Consider the following 16,067-nt stretch of genomic DNA (forward strand, 5'->3'; position numbering starts at 1 on the left):
GCGACGCAACCCCTACTTAATGGATCTGAACTGAACAACACTTACTGCGGCGTTTTGGCCATCGGCAAGAGATGTTCCTTGAACGGTATTTCAACGGGTACGCTGATACCGCTGGCAAGCCACTGACTGCTCCAACCCAGAATCAGGTTCTTGGACCAGTCTGCGACCAATAGAAATTGTGGCACGAGCCGGGACTCCTGCCACCACGTATCCTGCTGTACCGGCCCCAGGCTCAACAGCCCGACGGCCACGACCACCAGCAACGCGCCACGCGCCGCGCCGAAGGCCATGCCCAGGAACCGGTCCGTCCCGGAAAGCCCGGTGACGCGAATCAGTTCGCCGATCAGATAATTGATCATTGCGCCGACCAGCAAGGTGGCGATAAACAAGATGGCACAGCCCGCGATCACGCGAGCCGACGGGGTTTCGATATATCCGGCGAGGTACTGGGACAGCGAACCACCAAACATCCAGGCCACGACTCCCGCGATGATCCAGGTCAGCAGCGAGAGAGCTTCCTTGACGAAGCCACGGCTCAGACTGATCAATGCGGAGATGGCGACGATCGCAACGATCGCCCAGTCAACCCAGGTAAATGGCACGGTGCAGCCTACAGACGGATAAGGCGGCGCATTTTAGCAGAGCCCAGGGCTGTCGGTAAGCTGCGTGATTCAAATCAGGTAAATCGCTGTTAACCGCGCTCTGGCTGGAAACGTACCACAAAGCCCTTGAGGTTCTGCTGACGGCTGAGCAGGTCGCGTAGACGGTCGGCCTCGGCACGCTCGATCAACGGGCCGACGAACACCCGATTCTTGCCTTCAGCGGAACGGATGTAGGCGTTGTAACCCTGGCTGCGCAGGGTTTTTTGCAGGTTTTCAGCACTTTCACGACTGGTCAGGCTGGCCAGCTGCACCGACCAACTGACCGACAGGCCATTGGCATCCACGCGGCTTTGCGTGGTGTCAGGCTTGGTGGTAGCGGCGGTAATCGGCTGGGTTGGGGCCGGCTTGGCTGCCGGAGCCGGGGCGACTGACGGCTTGCTCGGTGCGGCTGGAGCAGGCGCAGGGGTAATCGGCATGGAGGGCGCCGGTTGTTCGGCCAGTTCCTCGTCGCTCGGGACCGGCTCCTGGGGCAGCGCCTGCGGCTCGGGCACCGCCACCGGCTCGACCTGCACAGCCGGCACGGACGGCGCCTGGGGCGCGGCCGGTGCTTCGACCGTTATCTGGCGCTGTTCATCCTGACGGGAAAACAGCATCGGCAGGAAAATCACGGCCAGGGCCACCAATACCAGGGCGCCCACCATGCGCTGCTTGTACGCTTTATCCAGCAATGCCATCTGCAGCCTCCTCCGTGGAGCGCCGGGCCAGCCATTGAAGGGCCTCGGCAACACAAAAAAATGATCCGAACAGCAGAATTTCGTCTTCGGCTGTCGCCAGGGCGCACTGCCCTTCCAGCGCAGCGGCCACGCTGCCGTAGGTTTGCACCGAAGCACCGCGACGCTGCAAGGCGGCCTGTAACTCGGCAGCCGGACGCGAGCGCGGCGAATCCAGCGGCGTTACCGCCCAGTGCTGGACACTAGCATCCAACGCGTCGACTACGCCATCCAGATCCTTGTCGGACAACAGCCCGAACACCGCCAGGCGCCGCCCCGCCACCGGCCGCCGCGCCAGGCGCTCGGCCAGGTACTGCGCCGCATGGGGGTTATGACCGACATCCAGCAACAGATTCAGGCGTTTGCCTTGCCAATCGAACTGACGACGATCAAGACGACCGACGACGCGGGTCGCCTGCAACGCTTCGACAATTTGCCCGGCGTGCCACGGCAAGCCCAGCAATAGGTAAGCCTGAAGCGCCAGTGCGGCATTTTCCATCGGCAAATCCAGCAGCGGCAGATCGCGCAGCTCCACCGGGTTGCCCTGGGCGTCACTGCCGCGCCATTGCCAATACTGCTCGGTCATTGCCAGATCGAAATCCCGCCCGCGCAGAAAGAACGGGCACGCCAACTCGCGGACCTTGTCCAGCAACGCCTGAGGGGGATTAAGGTCGCCACAGAGTGCAGGTGCGCCCTGGCGAAAGATGCCGGCCTTCTCGAAGGCTACGGATTCGCGGGTGTCGCCCAGGTAATCGGTATGGTCCACACCAATACTGGTGACCAGCGCAATGTCCGCATCCACGAGGTTGACTGTATCCAGCCGCCCACCCAGGCCGACTTCCAGCACAACGGCATCGAGACCGGAGCGCGCGAACAGCCAGAACGCCGCCAGGGTGCCCATCTCGAAATAGGTGAGGGAAATCTCGCCCCGCCCGGCTTCCACCGCGACAAAGGCTTCGCACAGCTCGGCGTCAGACGCTTCGACGCCGTTGACTTGCACCCGCTCGTTGTAGCGCAGCAGGTGCGGTGAGCTGTAGACACCGACACTCAGCCCCTGGGCCCGCAGCAAAGAGGCCACGAAGGCGCAGGTCGAACCCTTGCCGTTGGTGCCGGTGACGGTGATTACCCGAGGCGCCGGCTTGGCCAGTCCCATGCGGGACGCTACCGCTTGCGAGCGCTCCAGCCCCATGTCGATGGCCGATGGATGCAGCTGCTCGAGGTAGGCAAGCCAGTCGCCCAGGGTACGTTGGGTCATAGGCCAGCAGGCGCCGGCGGAACCACGATCGGCTCGATCGGTGCGGCAACGAATTTCGGCGTCGGCAGGCCCATCAGTTGAGCCAACAGGTTGCCCAGGCGCGGACGCAACTCCTGGCGGTGGATGATCATGTCGATTGCACCGTGCTCCAGCAGGAACTCACTGCGCTGGAAGCCTTCCGGCAGTTTTTCGCGCACGGTCTGCTCGATGACGCGCGGGCCGGCAAAGCCGATCAGGGCTTTCGGCTCGCCGACAATCACGTCACCCAGCATCGCCAGGCTGGCGGAAACGCCGCCGTAGACCGGATCGGTCAGCACCGAGATGAATGGAATGCCTTCTTCACGCAGACGCGCCAGTACCGCGGAGGTCTTGGCCATTTGCATCAGGGAGATCAGTGCTTCCTGCATCCGCGCACCGCCGGAAGCAGCGAAGCAGATCATTGGGCAGCGATTTTCCAGGGCATGGTTAGCTGCGCGAACGAAGCGCTCACCAACGATGGCGCCCATGGAACCGCCCATGAAGGAGAACTCGAACGCCGAGACCACCACCGGCATGCCCAGCAAGGTGCCGCTCACGGACACCAGGGCGTCTTTTTCACCGGTCTGCTTCTGGGCCGCAGTCAGGCGATCCTTGTATTTCTTGCCGTCGCGGAATTTCAGACGGTCCACGGGCTCCAGGTCGGCACCGAGCTCAACACGGCCTTCGGCGTCCAGGAAGATATCGATACGGGCACGCGCGCCGATGCGCATGTGGTGATTGCACTTGGGGCAAACGTCCAGGGTCTTTTCCAGCTCGGGACGGTACAGCACCGCTTCGCAGGATGGACATTTGTGCCACAAACCTTCAGGCACCGAGCTTTTCTTCACCTCGGAACGCATGATCGAAGGGATCAGTTTGTCTACTAACCAGTTGCTCATGCTTTCTTTCTCCAGTACCGGCGGCCCGAACACTTTGGTTCGCGACCCCGCGTATGCCCTTGAGCTAAATTCATTGTGCGGCGAGGTCGAGAAGCCACCACGGTCAGCGCGAAACATGACCTGCGTGCAGCCTAACGTTCTCAGCCATCCCGGCAATCGCTGCACCGCGACTGCCACTACGCTATCGGCCCACCCGGAGGCGGCGCCTGCCTGCTTTGTACAGTGCAGGTATGGACGGCGGCAGTCTGCCAGCCGTCACATTGACTACTGGCTGCTGTGAACAGCGGCCATAAACGCGCGAATCCTTACCGGATCCTTGATGCCCTTGCCCTGCTCCACCCCGCCGCTCACATCCACCGCGTAAGGGCGAACCTGGCGAATGGCTTCAGCCACGTTTTGCGCCGTCAGGCCGCCGGCCAGGATAATCGGTTTGCTCAGGCCTTGGGGCACCAGCGACCAATCGAACGCTTCGCCGGTACCGCCAGGAACGCCTTCCACATAGGTGTCCAGCAAAATGCCGCTGGCACTGGCAAAGGCGTCGCAACCGGCCGCAATATCATCCCCAGCCTTGACCCGCAACGCCTTGATGTACGGACGATGCCAGCCCTCGCAATCGGCCGGGGTCTCGTCGCCGTGAAACTGCAATAGGGCCAACGGCACCGCATCGAGTATCTCGCCCAGCTCGCAACGGCTGGCATTGACGAACAGGCCCACCGGGGTCACGAACGGCGGCAAGGCCTGAATGATCGCCCTCGCCTGCTGCACCGTCACCGCTCGCGGGCTCTTGGCATAAAACACCAGCCCGATGGCATCGGCCCCGGCCTCGACCGCCGCCAACGCGTCCTCGACGCGGGTGATCCCGCAAATCTTGCTGCGAACGGCCGGCATGTCGTTTAAACCTCAGGCAAGTCCGTGAAAGTCCCGGATGGTAGCAAATGCAGCGCAGGGCGTCAGCCGTCGAGTTCCGAGAAGCCCGTGAGGAAATGAGGCCCGATGTAACGCTGTGGCAGCTCGAATTCGTCGTGATATTCGACCTGCACCAGATACAGACCAAACGGGTGCGCCGTCACGCCACCGGAACGGCGGATGCGACTGTCGAGCACTTCCTTGATCCACTCCACGGGACGCTCGCCAGCGCCGATGGTCATCAGCACGCCGGCAATGTTGCGCACCATGTGATGCAGGAACGCGCTGGCACGGATGTCGAGCACGATCATCTTGCCGTGACGGGTCACGCGCAGGTGATGCAACTCCTTGATCGGCGACTTGGCCTGGCACTGGCCAGCGCGAAAGGCGCTGAAATCATGGACCCCAACCAGGTATTGCGCGGCCTCGGCCATGCGCTCGACGTCCAGCGGGCGGTGGTTCCAGGTGATCTCTTCGTTCAGGTGCGCCGGGCGGATCTGATCGTTGTAGATCACATAGCGATAACGCCGGGCAATGGCTTTGAAGCGCGCATGAAAATGCGCCGGCATCGCCTTGGCCCAGCTGACACTGACATCGTGGGGCAGGTTGATGTTGGCGCCCATGACCCAGGCCTTCATTGATCGCTCGACCTGGGTATCGAAATGCACCACCTGGCCGCAGGCGTGCACGCCGGCATCGGTACGGCCGGCGCAATGCAGCGACACGGGCGAATCGGCGACTTTGGACAGCGCGTTTTCAAGGGTTTCCTGCACCGTCAATACGCCGGAAGCCTGACGCTGCCAGCCGCGATAACGCGAGCCTTTGTATTCAACGCCCAAGGCGATTCGGAAAAAGCCGTCGGCCGCCATTTCGGCGGCCGGGTTGTCTATGTTTGCCAAGGAATTACAGCCTGCTGAGGTACGCAAAGGCGGGCATTATAAGGCCCGCCGGGTGGGATGCCAGTGCAACGGGTGGCTCTGTGTCAAATGGACTGACGCCATCGCGAGCAAGCTCGGCTCCCACAGGGATTCTCGGGTGTATTCATGGATCCTGCGTTCACCACAAATCCGTTGTGGGAGCGAGCCTGCTCGCGATGGGGCCAGCCCAAACGCCATTACCTCCCCTGCCCCAAACAAAAACGGCAGCCTCATCGGCTGCCGTTTTCGTTAACCCGATCCTCTCAGACCAGACGCGACAACATTTCCTGTGCTTCGCTCTTCTGGGTGGCATCGCCTTCGCTGAGGACTTCACCGAGGATATCCCGGGCACCGTCGTTGTCGCCCATGTCGATGTAGGCCTGGGCCAGATCGAGCTTGGTCGCCACTTCGTCGGTGCCGCTGAGGAAGTCGAAGTCCGGTTCGTCTTCAGCACCCACCAGGGCGTCTTCGGCGGTGAAGGTCGGCTGGCTCAGGTCGTCGGTCAGGCGATCCAGCTCAGTGTTGACATCCTCCAGCTCGGACTCGAAGGCATCCTTTGGCTTGTCGTGTGCGTCCATTTCGTCTGCCAGGGACAGATCGAAATCGGCCGGCAGTTCGAGGTCGTCAGCCGGGGTGTCAGTCAAGGCTGGCGTCTGGGCCGCAGGCAAGTCCAGGTCAAGGCCCTTGATGTCATCGTCCAGATCCAGACCCTTAAGGTCGTCATCCAGATCCAGCAGGAAGTCTTCGTCGTCCAAGGCGGGAGCCGGGGCATCAGCGCCCAGGTCCAGGTCAAACTCCGACAGATCATCCAGGCTTTCGTTGGCTTCGGTCTGCTGCTTGAGCACCGACTCGAAACTCAGGTCATCGTCTTCCGGGAACGCGTCCAGCTCGGCGACGGGCTCTGGTGCAGGCGTGGCCGGCGAGGCTTCCAGATCCTCCAGGCTCAGGTCGAAGGCGTTGTCCAGCTCTTCATCGGTCGCGGGCTTGTCTTCCAACAGGTCCTTGACGTACTGCGCGTCCAGTTCAGCGGCCACTGTCGCAGCGGCCAGGCCAGCGGTGGCGGCAACCACCATGGCTGGGAAACGGCTTTTGAGCTGCTCGACCTGAGCGTAGTTGTCGCCATTGGCCACCAGCTGACGCTCCTGGGCGACAAAGGCGTCGCGGTCTCCCTGTTGGCCGTAGACTTCCATCAGCTTCAGGCGCAGGTCGCTGCGCTGAGGCTCGGCCTTGATGCCCTGCTCAAGCAGGTCGGCAGCCTGATTCAAGCGACCACGGTCGATATGGGACTGGGCCTGGGGCAGCACGTCGTCGGAACGCTCGGCGGCCGGAGCCACCAACGGCGCCGCGATGGGCGGCGTGACGATCACAGGCGCAACCAACGGGGCCGGCTTGGGGACCGGCGCTGGGGCAGGCTTGGGCTCAAGCTTTACGCTTGGCGGGGGTACATCAATGCCCTCGAAGCTGCTCGGGGGCAAATCGAGCTCCGGGGAGAAGTCGGCCTCCTCCTCAAGGGCTCGGGCCATGCGCACGTGTCTCTCGGCTTCCTGCTGGGCCTTGCGGCGGCGGGCGAGCAACAACAGCAGTAACAGCAGGACCAGCGCGCCGCCGCCAATCAGCCCCAGCAGGACCGGGTTGGTCAGCAGGTCGTTGTATTTTTGCTCATTGGAAGCCGCAGGCGTTGGCTCGACCGGAGCAACAGGCGGCGTCACCTCTGGTGCCGTCGTCGGTGCTTGTGCCGATGGCCCAGGGGTCAACTGCGCCGACATCGCCGCAGGCGCCTCTCCAGTCGGTGGAACAGCGGCACCTTCGGCCTGCATCTTGGCCAGTTGATTGTTCTTCAGCTCGATCAGGCGCTGCAGCTTGTCCAGTTGGCTTTGCAGGTCCGCCATGCGGCTTTTCAGTTCTTCATTGTCGCGGCGAGCCGAATCGAGGCTTTCCTGGGTGACCGCGAGCTTGTTGCTCAGCGCCTGGGAATCGCCGGCAGCGCCCTTGCCCTTGCCCTTTGCGCCGGCCTTCGCCGACTCGGCCGACACCAGGCTCAAGTTATCGCGCCCGGCTGCCTGCGCTGGCGCGCCGTCACCACGCTTGGTCGCATCCAACTGCTGCTGGCCGCCACGCGCCACGCCCTGACGTCCCGAGCGCCAGGCGGCATTTTGCGCCGCCACTTCGGCGATGGCCTGGGGTTGCGGCAACGCGGTACTTTGCACAGGATCCGGCAGGCGCAGCACCTGGCCAGTCTTGAGCAGGTTGATGTTGCCATTGATGAATGCTTTCGGGTTCAACGCCTGGATCGCCAGCATGGTTTGCTGGACCGACCCGCCGTTGCGCACCTTGGCGGCGATTTCCCACAGGGTATCGCGCGGCGTGGTGGTGTATTGGGACGGCTTGGTAGCCCCCGTGACCGGCGTGGACACCACCTGGGGTGGCTTCGCCCGGGCAGCGTCAGCAGCCTGCGGCGAGAACTTGGATGGGTCGAGCAACACGCTGTAGTCGCGCAGTAGACGCCCGTTGGGCCACATCACCTGCACCAGGAACTTGACCATCGGTTCAGACAACGGCCGGCTGGACGTCACCCGCAGGACGCTCTTGCCATTGGCGTTGATCACCGGAGTGAAGGTCAGGTCGTTGAGAAAGGCCTGGCGGTCGACTCCGGCCTTGGCGAAGTCGTCGGGCGAGGCCAGGCTCGGCACAACTTCGGCGGCGGTCAGTTGCTGGACGTCGAGCAACTCGATCTCGGCGACCAGGGGCTGGTTCGGCGTCGACTTCAGGGTCAATTCCCCGAGCCCGAGCGCTTGCGCCATACCGGAGGACAGCGCCGAGGCGGCCGCTATTGCTAACACCAGTTTGCGAACTTGAACCATAGCCTCTTCCTTTGTTTGAACATTCCTCGGCCAGCGAGAAGGTGTTGATGCCGCTGCCGTAAGGCATTGCGCGCAGCCCCGAAGCGACGGTGCGCGCGATCGTTTCACTCATGCCCCGGGAAAGCCCCCAGAGGGAGGTTCGCCTTCAGCACTCTGGCCAAGCATAGCGCTCAGCTAGAATCATTCGACAAATTGTTGCCAAGTATCTTTTACAGCAGGTCTTTTATCAACAACTCAGCCACCTGCACAGCATTGAGTGCCGCGCCCTTGCGTACGTTATCTGACGTCAGCCACATATTTAGTTCCGCCGGGTCATCGATGCCGCCGCGCACACGCCCCACGTAGACCACATCCTGCCCCACTGCATCACACACCGGGGTCGGGTAATCGCCCGCGTCTACCAGCTCGATACCCGGCGCCGCTTCCAGGGCCGCATTGACCTTCGCCAGGTCGATGGCGTGCGCAGACTGCACAGTCACGCTAAAGCTATCGCCAAAAAACACCGGGGCTTGAATGCAAGTGACTGAAATTTTTAACAAAGGTTGATTCAGCACTTGGCGCAACTCGCGAACCAGTCGCTTTTCCAGCTGCGTATGACCCTGCTCGTCCGGGGTGCCGACCTGGGCCAGCAGGTTGAACGCCATCTGCCGATCAAAGAACTTCGGCTCCAGCGGACGGGCGTTGAGCAACTCGGCGGTCTGCCGCGCCAACTCACTGACGGCCGCGCGGCCCTGGGCGGACACGGCGAGGCTGGCGGTCAGGCTGATGCGCTGCAAGTCCAGGTATTCGTGCAGCGGCGCCAGCACCACCGCCAACACCGTGGCCGAAGCGCTGGGGCTGCTGACTTGAAAGGGCTTGCTCAAACCGGCCAGCACCTGGGCGTTGGCTTCTGGCACGATCTGCGGCGCCTGTTCGGGCGGCAACGCGCCGGACAGATCGATCAGCGCGCAACCAGCCGCCGTGGCACGCGAGGCGAAACTCAGGGTCACCGCCGGGCCGGCGGCAAAAAACACCAGTTGGACTTTGCTGAAGTCGAATTCGTCGACTTCTCGTACCCGCACGTTTTTGCCGCGAAACATCACCGAGCTTCCTGCCGATTCGCTGCTGGCCAGCAGGTGCAGGTTGCCAACTGGGAAGTCTCGCTCTTCGAGAATCTGGACGAGGGTTTCGCCGACAGTACCGGTGGCGCCGATCACGGCAATATCAAAGGACTGGCTCATGGGTCTACCTCAGGTAAAACGTGGGGAGCGGCACTTTACCGGGTGGTAGGTATGCAGGCAATTGAACGAGCAGAACCTTTGTGGCGAGGGAGCTTGCTCCCGCTGGGCTGCGTAGCGGCCCCAGATTTTTGGCGGTTGCTGCGCAACCGAGCGGGAGCAAGCTCCCTCGCCACGGATATCTGCCCTGACAGCATAAAAAAACCCGCACCTCTCACAAGGCACGGGTTCTTTCACAGCATCAACCGATCAACGCTCGAGCAGAATCCGCAGCATGCGGCGTAGCGGTTCGGCCGCGCCCCACAGCAGTTGGTCGCCAACGGTGAAGGCACCAATGAATTGCGAACCCATGTTCAGTTTGCGCAAACGGCCCACCGGTACGTTCAGGGTGCCGGTGACCTTGGTCGGGCTCAGCTCCTGCATGCTGATTTCGCGGTTGTTCGGCACCAGCTTGACCCAAGGGTTGTGCTGGCTGATCAGCCCTTCGATATCGGCGATCGGCACGTCTTTGTTCAGCTTGATGGTCAGCGCCTGGCTGTGGCAGCGCATGGCGCCGATGCGCACGCAGATGCCGTCCACCGGGATCGGGCTCTTGAAGCGACCCAGGATCTTGTTGGTTTCGGCCTGGGCCTTCCACTCTTCACGGCTCTGGCCGTTAGGCAGTTCCTTGTCGATCCACGGGATCAAGCTGCCGGCCAGCGGCACGCCGAAATTCTCGGTCGGGTACGCATCGCTGCGCATCGCCTCGGCGACCTTGCGGTCGATGTCCAGGATGGCGCTGGCCGGGTTGGCCAGCTCATCGGCGACGGCGGCGTGGGTCGCGCCCATCTGCTTGATCAGTTCACGCATGTTCTGCGCACCGGCACCGGAAGCCGCCTGATAGGTCATGGCGCTCATCCACTCCACCAGACCGGCCTCGAACAGGCCGCCCAGGCCCATCAGCATCAGGCTGACGGTGCAGTTGCCACCGATGTAGTTCTTGGTGCCCGCGTCCAGCTGCTGGTCGATGACCTTGCGGTTCACCGGGTCGAGAACGATCACTGCATCGTCCTGCATGCGCAGGCTGGAGGCGGCGTCGATCCAGTAACCCTGCCAGCCGGCTTCACGCAATTTGGGGAAGACTTCGCTGGTGTAGTCGCCGCCCTGACAGGTCAGGATCACGTCGAGGGTCTTGAGCTCGTCAATGCTGTAGGCATCCTTGAGCACACCGGTGTCCTTGCCCACGGACGGGCCTTGGCCACCGACATTGGAGGTGGTGAAAAACACCGGCTCAATGAGATCGAAATCCTGCTCTTCCAGCATTCGCTGCATGAGCACGGAACCGACCATGCCGCGCCAACCGATCAGACCTACACGTTTCATCGCAACTACACCTATACAAAAGTGGGCCACCGTCGGAGCGGTGGGCCCGAAAGATTACAGATTCCGCAGCGCGGCGACTACTGCATCGCCCATTTGCTGCGTACCGACTTGGGTACAACCGGCCGACCAGATGTCGCCCGTGCGCAGACCTTGGTCCAGCACTGCGCTGACCGCCGTCTCGATGGCATCGGCCACGTCGCCCCGGTTGAAGCTGTAGCGCAGCATCATCGACACCGACAAAATGGTCGCCAGCGGGTTGGCAATGCCCTGCCCGGCGATGTCCGGCGCCGAACCGTGGCACGGCTCGTACATGCCCTTGTTGTTGGCATCCAGGGAGGCCGACGGCAGCATGCCGATGGAACCGGTGAGCATCGACGCTTCGTCGGACAGGATGTCGCCGAACATGTTGTCGGTGACGATCACGTCGAACTGCTTCGGCGCGCGCACCAGTTGCATGGCGGCGTTGTCGACGTACATGTGGCTCAGTTCGATGTCCGGGTAATCCTTGGCCACCTGCTCGACCACTTCACGCCACAGTTGGCTGGAAGCCAGCACGTTGGCCTTGTCCACCGAGCACAGCTTCTTGCCGCGCACGCGAGCCATGTCGAAACCGACCCGGGCGATCCGGCGAATTTCGCTTTCGCTGTACGGCAGGGTGTCGTAGGCCTGGCGTTCGCCATTATCCAGCTCACGGGTACCGCGCGGGGCGCCGAAGTAGATACCGCCGGTCAGTTCGCGGACGATGAGGATGTCCAGGCCCGAAACGATTTCCGGCTTCAGGCTCGAGGCATCGGCCAGTTGCGGGTAGAGAATCGCCGGACGCAGGTTGCCGAACAGGCCCAACTGCGCACGAATCTTCAGCAGGCCGCGCTCCGGGCGGATGTCGCGTTCGATCTTGTCCCATTTCGGGCCGCCCACGGCGCCCAGCAGCACGGCATCGGCAGCGCGGGCACGGTCCAGGGTTTCATCGGCCAGAGGCACGCCGTGTTTGTCGATGGCCGCGCCGCCGATCACATCGTGACTGAGCTCGAAGCCCAGGCTGTACTTGTCGTTCGCCAGCTCCAGGACCTTGACCGCTTCGGCCATGATTTCCGGACCAATGCCGTCACCTGGGAGAATCAGAATCTGCTTGCTCATGGTTTCCTCATTTGCTCTGTCGGCGCGCCCCAGGCTTTTTAACCTTGGGCTGGCCGGGAAAAATGCTATCGCTCGGCCCACAGCACCAGTACATCTGTACTGAACGAACCATCGGCCTCAATCTCAAAATATTCACGCACTTCATCGCCCATCGAGCGCTGCAACTCAAGAATCGCCGCACGCATCACCTCGGGGGTGCGCATGCGCTCGACCCAGGAGCGGTATTCCAGACGCAGGCGCTGACGCGTGGTGCTTCGGGTGTGCAACCCCGCTTCGCTGACCTGGCGCAACCACTCACCGGCCGAATAATCGCGCACATGGCTGGTGTCGCGCAGCACTTCGACGCTTTGCAGGTACGTGTCCAGCAACGGCGTGCCCGGCGACAGGACATCAATGAAGGCCACCGCCCCGCCCGGCTTGAGCACCCGGCGCACTTCCCGCAGTGCCAGGCCCAGGTCGCTCCAATGATGCGCCGAGTAGCGACTGAACACGAAGTCGAACTCACCGTCGGCGAACGGCAGGCGCTCGGCGGCGCCGCGCACTGTGGTGATGTTGCCCAGACCACGCTCCACCGCCGCCGCGGCCACGACGTCCAGCATTTGCTGGGACAGGTCGTAGGCCACCACTTCACCAGCCAGCGGCGCCACGTGGAAACTCACGTGACCGGCGCCGCACCCCAGGTCCAGCACACGGGCATCGCCCCTACCGGTCAGCTCGGCTTGTAGCAGCGCGAACTCAGTGCCCTGGGCGTGCACGGCACTGCTCAGATAGGCCGAAGCCTGTTCACCGAATTGCTTTTGTACAACCTGACTGTGGGCGGTGCTGGTCATGGGGACTTCCTTTTGGGGTGTAGTCTTTTGGTGTCAGTACTGCCATCTTCGCGAGCAAGCCCGCTCCCACATTGGATTTGCGGCGTTCACACCCCCCTGTGGGAGCGGGCTTGCTCGCGAAGAGGCCAGCACTACTTACATCAATCTCAAATCAATCAAGCATCCCGAAACAACCAAGGCTGGCTCGCCCGATGCTTGGCTTCGAACGTGGCAATCGCCTCGCCGTCCTGCAGGGTCAAACCAATGTCGTCCAGGCCGTTGAGCAGGCAATGCTTGCGGAACGCGTCGATCTCGAAACTCAGCACCTTGCCGTCAGGACGGGTCACGGTCTGGGCCGCAAGGTCGACCTGCAGTTGATAGCCCGGGTTCGCCTCGACCTGCTGGAACAGCTCATCCACGTCAGCGTCGCTCAAGATGATCGGCAGCAAACCGTTCTTGAAGCTGTTATTGAAGAAAATGTCGGCGTAGCTCGGCGCGATGATGCTGCGAAAACCGTACTCTTCCAGAGCCCAGGGCGCGTGTTCGCGGCTCGAACCACAACCGAAGTTTTCGCGGGCCAACAACACGCTGGCGCCTTGATAACGCTCGGCGTTGAGCACGAAATCCTTGTTCAACGGCCGCTTGGAGTTGTCCTGGTAAGGCTGGCCCACATCCAGGTAGCGCCACTCGTCGAACAGGTTCGGACCGAAGCCGGTGCGCTTGATCGATTTCAAGAACTGCTTGGGAATGATCTGGTCGGTGTCGACGTTGGCACGATCCAAAGGCGCGACAAGACCGGTGTGCTGGGTAAAAGCTTTCATGCTGCGCTCCTTCAGATCAATTCGCGGACGTCGACGAAACGGCCGTTGACGGCGGCGGCCGCGGCCATGGCCGGGCTCACCAGGTGCGTACGGCCACCGGCGCCCTGACGCCCTTCGAAGTTACGGTTGGAGGTGGAGGCGCAATGCTCGCCCGACTCCAGGCGATCCGGGTTCATCGCCAGGCACATCGAGCACCCTGGCTCACGCCATTCGAAACCGGCCTCGAGGAAAATCTTGTCCAGCCCTTCCGCTTCAGCCTGAGCCTTCACCAGGCCCGAGCCCGGCACCACGATGGCCTGCTTGATGGTCGAGGCCACCTTGCGACCCTTGGCGATCACCGCCGCCGCGCGCAGGTCTTCGATCCGCGAGTTGGTGCAGGAACCGATGAACACGCGGTCAAGTTGAATGTCGGTGATCGCCTGGTTGGCGCTCAAGCCCATGTATTTCAGTGCGCGGACGATTGAGTCACGCTTGACCAGGTCCATTTCCTTGGTCGGATCGGGCACGTTCTGGTCCACCGCCAGCACCATTTCCGGGGAAGTGCCCCAGCTGACCTGCGGCTTGATCTGGGTAGCGTCGAGTTCGACCACGGTGTCGAACTTGGCATCGGGGTCGGACACCAGGTCCTTCCAGGCTTCGACCGCCATGTCCCATTCAGCACCTTTCGGGGAGAACGGGCGACCTTTGACGTATTCCACGGTTTTTTCATCGGCGGCCACCAGCCCAACGCGGGCACCGGCCTCGATGGACATGTTGCAGATGGTCATGCGGCCTTCCACGGACAAATCGCGGATGGCGCTGCCCGCGAACTCGATCGCGTGGCCGTTCCCGCCGGCAGTGCCGATCTTGCCGATCACGGCCAGGACGATGTCCTTGGCGGTCACGCCGAACGGCAATTTGCCCTCGACGCTCACCAGCATGTTTTTCATCTTCTTGGCGACCAGGCACTGGGTGGCGAGCACATGCTCGACCTCTGAGGTGCCGATGCCGTGGGCCAGGGCCCCGAAAGCACCGTGGGTCGATGTGTGGGAGTCGCCGCAGACCACGGTCATCCCAGGCAAGGTCGCGCCCTGTTCCGGGCCGATGACGTGGACGATGCCTTGGCGCACATCATTCATCTTGAATTCGACGATGCCGTATTCGTCGCAGTTATCGTCGAGGGTCTGAACCTGCAAACGCGAGACCTGGTCGGCAATGGCTTCGATGCCGCCCTTGCGCTCCGGCGTGGTCGGTACGTTGTGGTCCGGGGTCGCGATGTTGGCATCGATGCGCCAAGGCTTGCGCCCGGCCAGACGCAGACCTTCGAAGGCTTGCGGCGAAGTCACTTCGTGGATGATGTGACGATCGATGTAGATCAGCGCCGAGCCATCGTCGCGCTGCTTGACCAAATGCGAATCCCAGAGCTTGTCGTAGAGCGTTTTGCCGGCCATCAGACGGTTCCTCATCAGCTTGTTTCTATGCCCCAGGTCTTGAGGGAATCAATAACCCCTTGGCTTGTGAGGCTGATCCTATGGGGTTACATTAAATAACTCAAATTCATATTTTTCATACTTTGCATAACCAACTGGAATCTGACCGAGACTGCCATGGACCTCGCCAACCTCAATGCCTTTATTGCCATCGCCGAGACAGGCAGTTTCTCTGGTGCCGGTGAACGCCTGCACCTGACTCAGCCAGCCATCAGCAAACGCATCGCCGGGCTGGAACAGCAGCTCAAGGTGCGCCTGTTCGACCGGCTGGGCCGCGAAGTGGGCCTGACCGAAGCCGGTCGGGCCCTGTTGCCACGGGCCTATCAGATCCTCAACGTGCTGGATGACACCCGTCGCGCCCTGACCAACCTGACCGGCGAAGTGACCGGGCGCCTGACGCTCGCCACCAGTCACCACATCGGCCTGCATCGTCTGCCGCCCTTATTAAGGGAGTTCACCCGACGCTACCCACAGGTGGCGCTGGATATTCAGTTTCTGGATTCGGAAGTGGCCTACGAAGAAATCCTCCATGGCCGAGCGGAGCTGGCGGTCATCACCCTGGCTCCCGAACCACACACGCTGGTGCGGGCCACGCCGGTGTGGGACGACCCCCTGGATTTCGTGGTGGCCCCGGAACATGTGCTGCTGGAGAACGACGCAGTCAGCCTGGCGGACATTGCCTTGCATCCGGCGGTTTTCCCGGGTGGCAACACCTTTACCCACCACATCGTCCAACGCCTGTTCCAGGCCCAGGGCCTGACGCCGAACATCGCCATGAGCACGAATTATCTGGAAACCATAAAGATGATGGTCTCCATCGGCCTGGCCTGGAGCGTTCTGCCGCGCACCATGCTCGATGATCAGGTGGCAAGCATTCCTTTGCCGGGCATACAGCTCAGTCGCCAGCTAGGCTATATCTTGCATACCGAACGGACGTTGTCGAACGCTGCACGGGCTTTCATGTCCTTACTGGACGCACAAATCGATCTGCCAGGGACAAAGGCATAGGTTGTGCTACTCCTAA

Annotated in this window: 14 protein-coding genes; 1 reads left to right on the forward strand and 13 read right to left on the reverse strand. The window is 62.2% G+C overall.

What is annotated here, in order from left to right; all coding sequences use genetic code 11:
- Positions 1 to 41: 41 nt before the first annotated feature.
- The 13 genes from ACA047_RS20145 to leuC all read right to left on the reverse strand — a co-directional run bounded on the left by ACA047_RS20145 (position 42) and on the right by leuC (position 15,004).
- Positions 42 to 602, reverse strand: coding sequence for a CvpA family protein (locus ACA047_RS20145; RefSeq protein WP_497352283.1), 561 nt, complete (start codon positions 600 to 602; stop codon positions 42 to 44).
- Positions 603 to 691: 89 nt separating this feature from the next.
- Entirely contained in the window at positions 692 to 1,336 is a 645-nt protein-coding gene (locus ACA047_RS20150; RefSeq protein ID WP_497352285.1) for an SPOR domain-containing protein, read from the reverse strand.
- Entirely contained in the window at positions 1,320 to 2,627 is a 1,308-nt protein-coding gene (gene folC, locus ACA047_RS20155) for a bifunctional tetrahydrofolate synthase/dihydrofolate synthase (RefSeq protein ID WP_497352287.1), read from the reverse strand. The genes ACA047_RS20150 and folC overlap by 17 nt, the downstream gene beginning before the upstream one ends.
- The gene (accD, locus tag ACA047_RS20160; RefSeq protein WP_497352289.1) at positions 2,624 to 3,544 is read right to left on the reverse strand and encodes an acetyl-CoA carboxylase, carboxyltransferase subunit beta; all 921 of its coding nucleotides are present in this window, start codon (positions 3,542 to 3,544) and stop codon (positions 2,624 to 2,626) included. The genes folC and accD overlap by 4 nt, the downstream gene beginning before the upstream one ends.
- A 264-nt stretch (positions 3,545 to 3,808) precedes the next feature.
- Positions 3,809 to 4,432 carry a phosphoribosylanthranilate isomerase gene (locus ACA047_RS20165; RefSeq protein WP_497352291.1) on the reverse strand — a complete coding sequence of 208 codons (624 nt, stop codon included), beginning with the start codon at positions 4,430 to 4,432 and terminating at the stop codon, positions 3,809 to 3,811.
- A 62-nt stretch (positions 4,433 to 4,494) separates the two neighbouring features.
- On the reverse strand, positions 4,495 to 5,319 hold the full coding sequence (gene truA, locus ACA047_RS20170; protein ID WP_497360456.1) for a tRNA pseudouridine(38-40) synthase TruA: 825 nt from the start codon (positions 5,317 to 5,319) through the stop codon (positions 4,495 to 4,497).
- Between the two features lie 311 nt (positions 5,320 to 5,630).
- Positions 5,631 to 8,228 (reverse strand): FimV/HubP family polar landmark protein, encoded by a 2,598-nt coding sequence (locus ACA047_RS20175; protein WP_497352293.1) that lies wholly within the window; start codon positions 8,226 to 8,228, stop codon positions 5,631 to 5,633.
- 209 nt (positions 8,229 to 8,437) lie between these two features.
- Positions 8,438 to 9,448 (reverse strand): aspartate-semialdehyde dehydrogenase, encoded by a 1,011-nt coding sequence (locus ACA047_RS20180; RefSeq protein WP_497352295.1) that lies wholly within the window; start codon positions 9,446 to 9,448, stop codon positions 8,438 to 8,440.
- A gap of 246 nt (positions 9,449 to 9,694) precedes the next feature.
- Positions 9,695 to 10,807 (reverse strand): aspartate-semialdehyde dehydrogenase, encoded by a 1,113-nt coding sequence (asd, locus tag ACA047_RS20185; RefSeq protein ID WP_497352297.1) that lies wholly within the window; start codon positions 10,805 to 10,807, stop codon positions 9,695 to 9,697.
- A 54-nt stretch (positions 10,808 to 10,861) separates the two neighbouring features.
- Positions 10,862 to 11,944, reverse strand: a complete 1,083-nt coding sequence (gene leuB / locus ACA047_RS20190; protein ID WP_497352299.1) for a 3-isopropylmalate dehydrogenase — start codon at positions 11,942 to 11,944, stop codon at positions 10,862 to 10,864.
- A 65-nt stretch (positions 11,945 to 12,009) separates the two neighbouring features.
- Positions 12,010 to 12,774 carry a class I SAM-dependent methyltransferase gene (locus ACA047_RS20195; protein ID WP_497352301.1) on the reverse strand — a complete coding sequence of 255 codons (765 nt, stop codon included), beginning with the start codon at positions 12,772 to 12,774 and terminating at the stop codon, positions 12,010 to 12,012.
- Positions 12,775 to 12,929: 155 nt separating this feature from the next.
- Positions 12,930 to 13,574 carry a 3-isopropylmalate dehydratase small subunit gene (gene leuD, locus ACA047_RS20200; RefSeq protein ID WP_497352303.1) on the reverse strand — a complete coding sequence of 215 codons (645 nt, stop codon included), beginning with the start codon at positions 13,572 to 13,574 and terminating at the stop codon, positions 12,930 to 12,932.
- 11 nt (positions 13,575 to 13,585) lie between these two features.
- Positions 13,586 to 15,004 carry a 3-isopropylmalate dehydratase large subunit gene (leuC, locus tag ACA047_RS20205; RefSeq protein ID WP_497352305.1) on the reverse strand — a complete coding sequence of 473 codons (1,419 nt, stop codon included), beginning with the start codon at positions 15,002 to 15,004 and terminating at the stop codon, positions 13,586 to 13,588.
- A gap of 156 nt (positions 15,005 to 15,160) precedes the next feature.
- On the opposite strand from leuC, the gene ACA047_RS20210 reads away from it, so the two are divergent.
- Positions 15,161 to 16,051 carry a LysR family transcriptional regulator gene (locus ACA047_RS20210; protein ID WP_497352307.1) on the forward strand — a complete coding sequence of 297 codons (891 nt, stop codon included), beginning with the start codon at positions 15,161 to 15,163 and terminating at the stop codon, positions 16,049 to 16,051.
- Positions 16,052 to 16,067 lie beyond the last annotated feature (16 nt).

This window comes from Pseudomonas sp. LBUM1664, assembly GCF_059695895.1.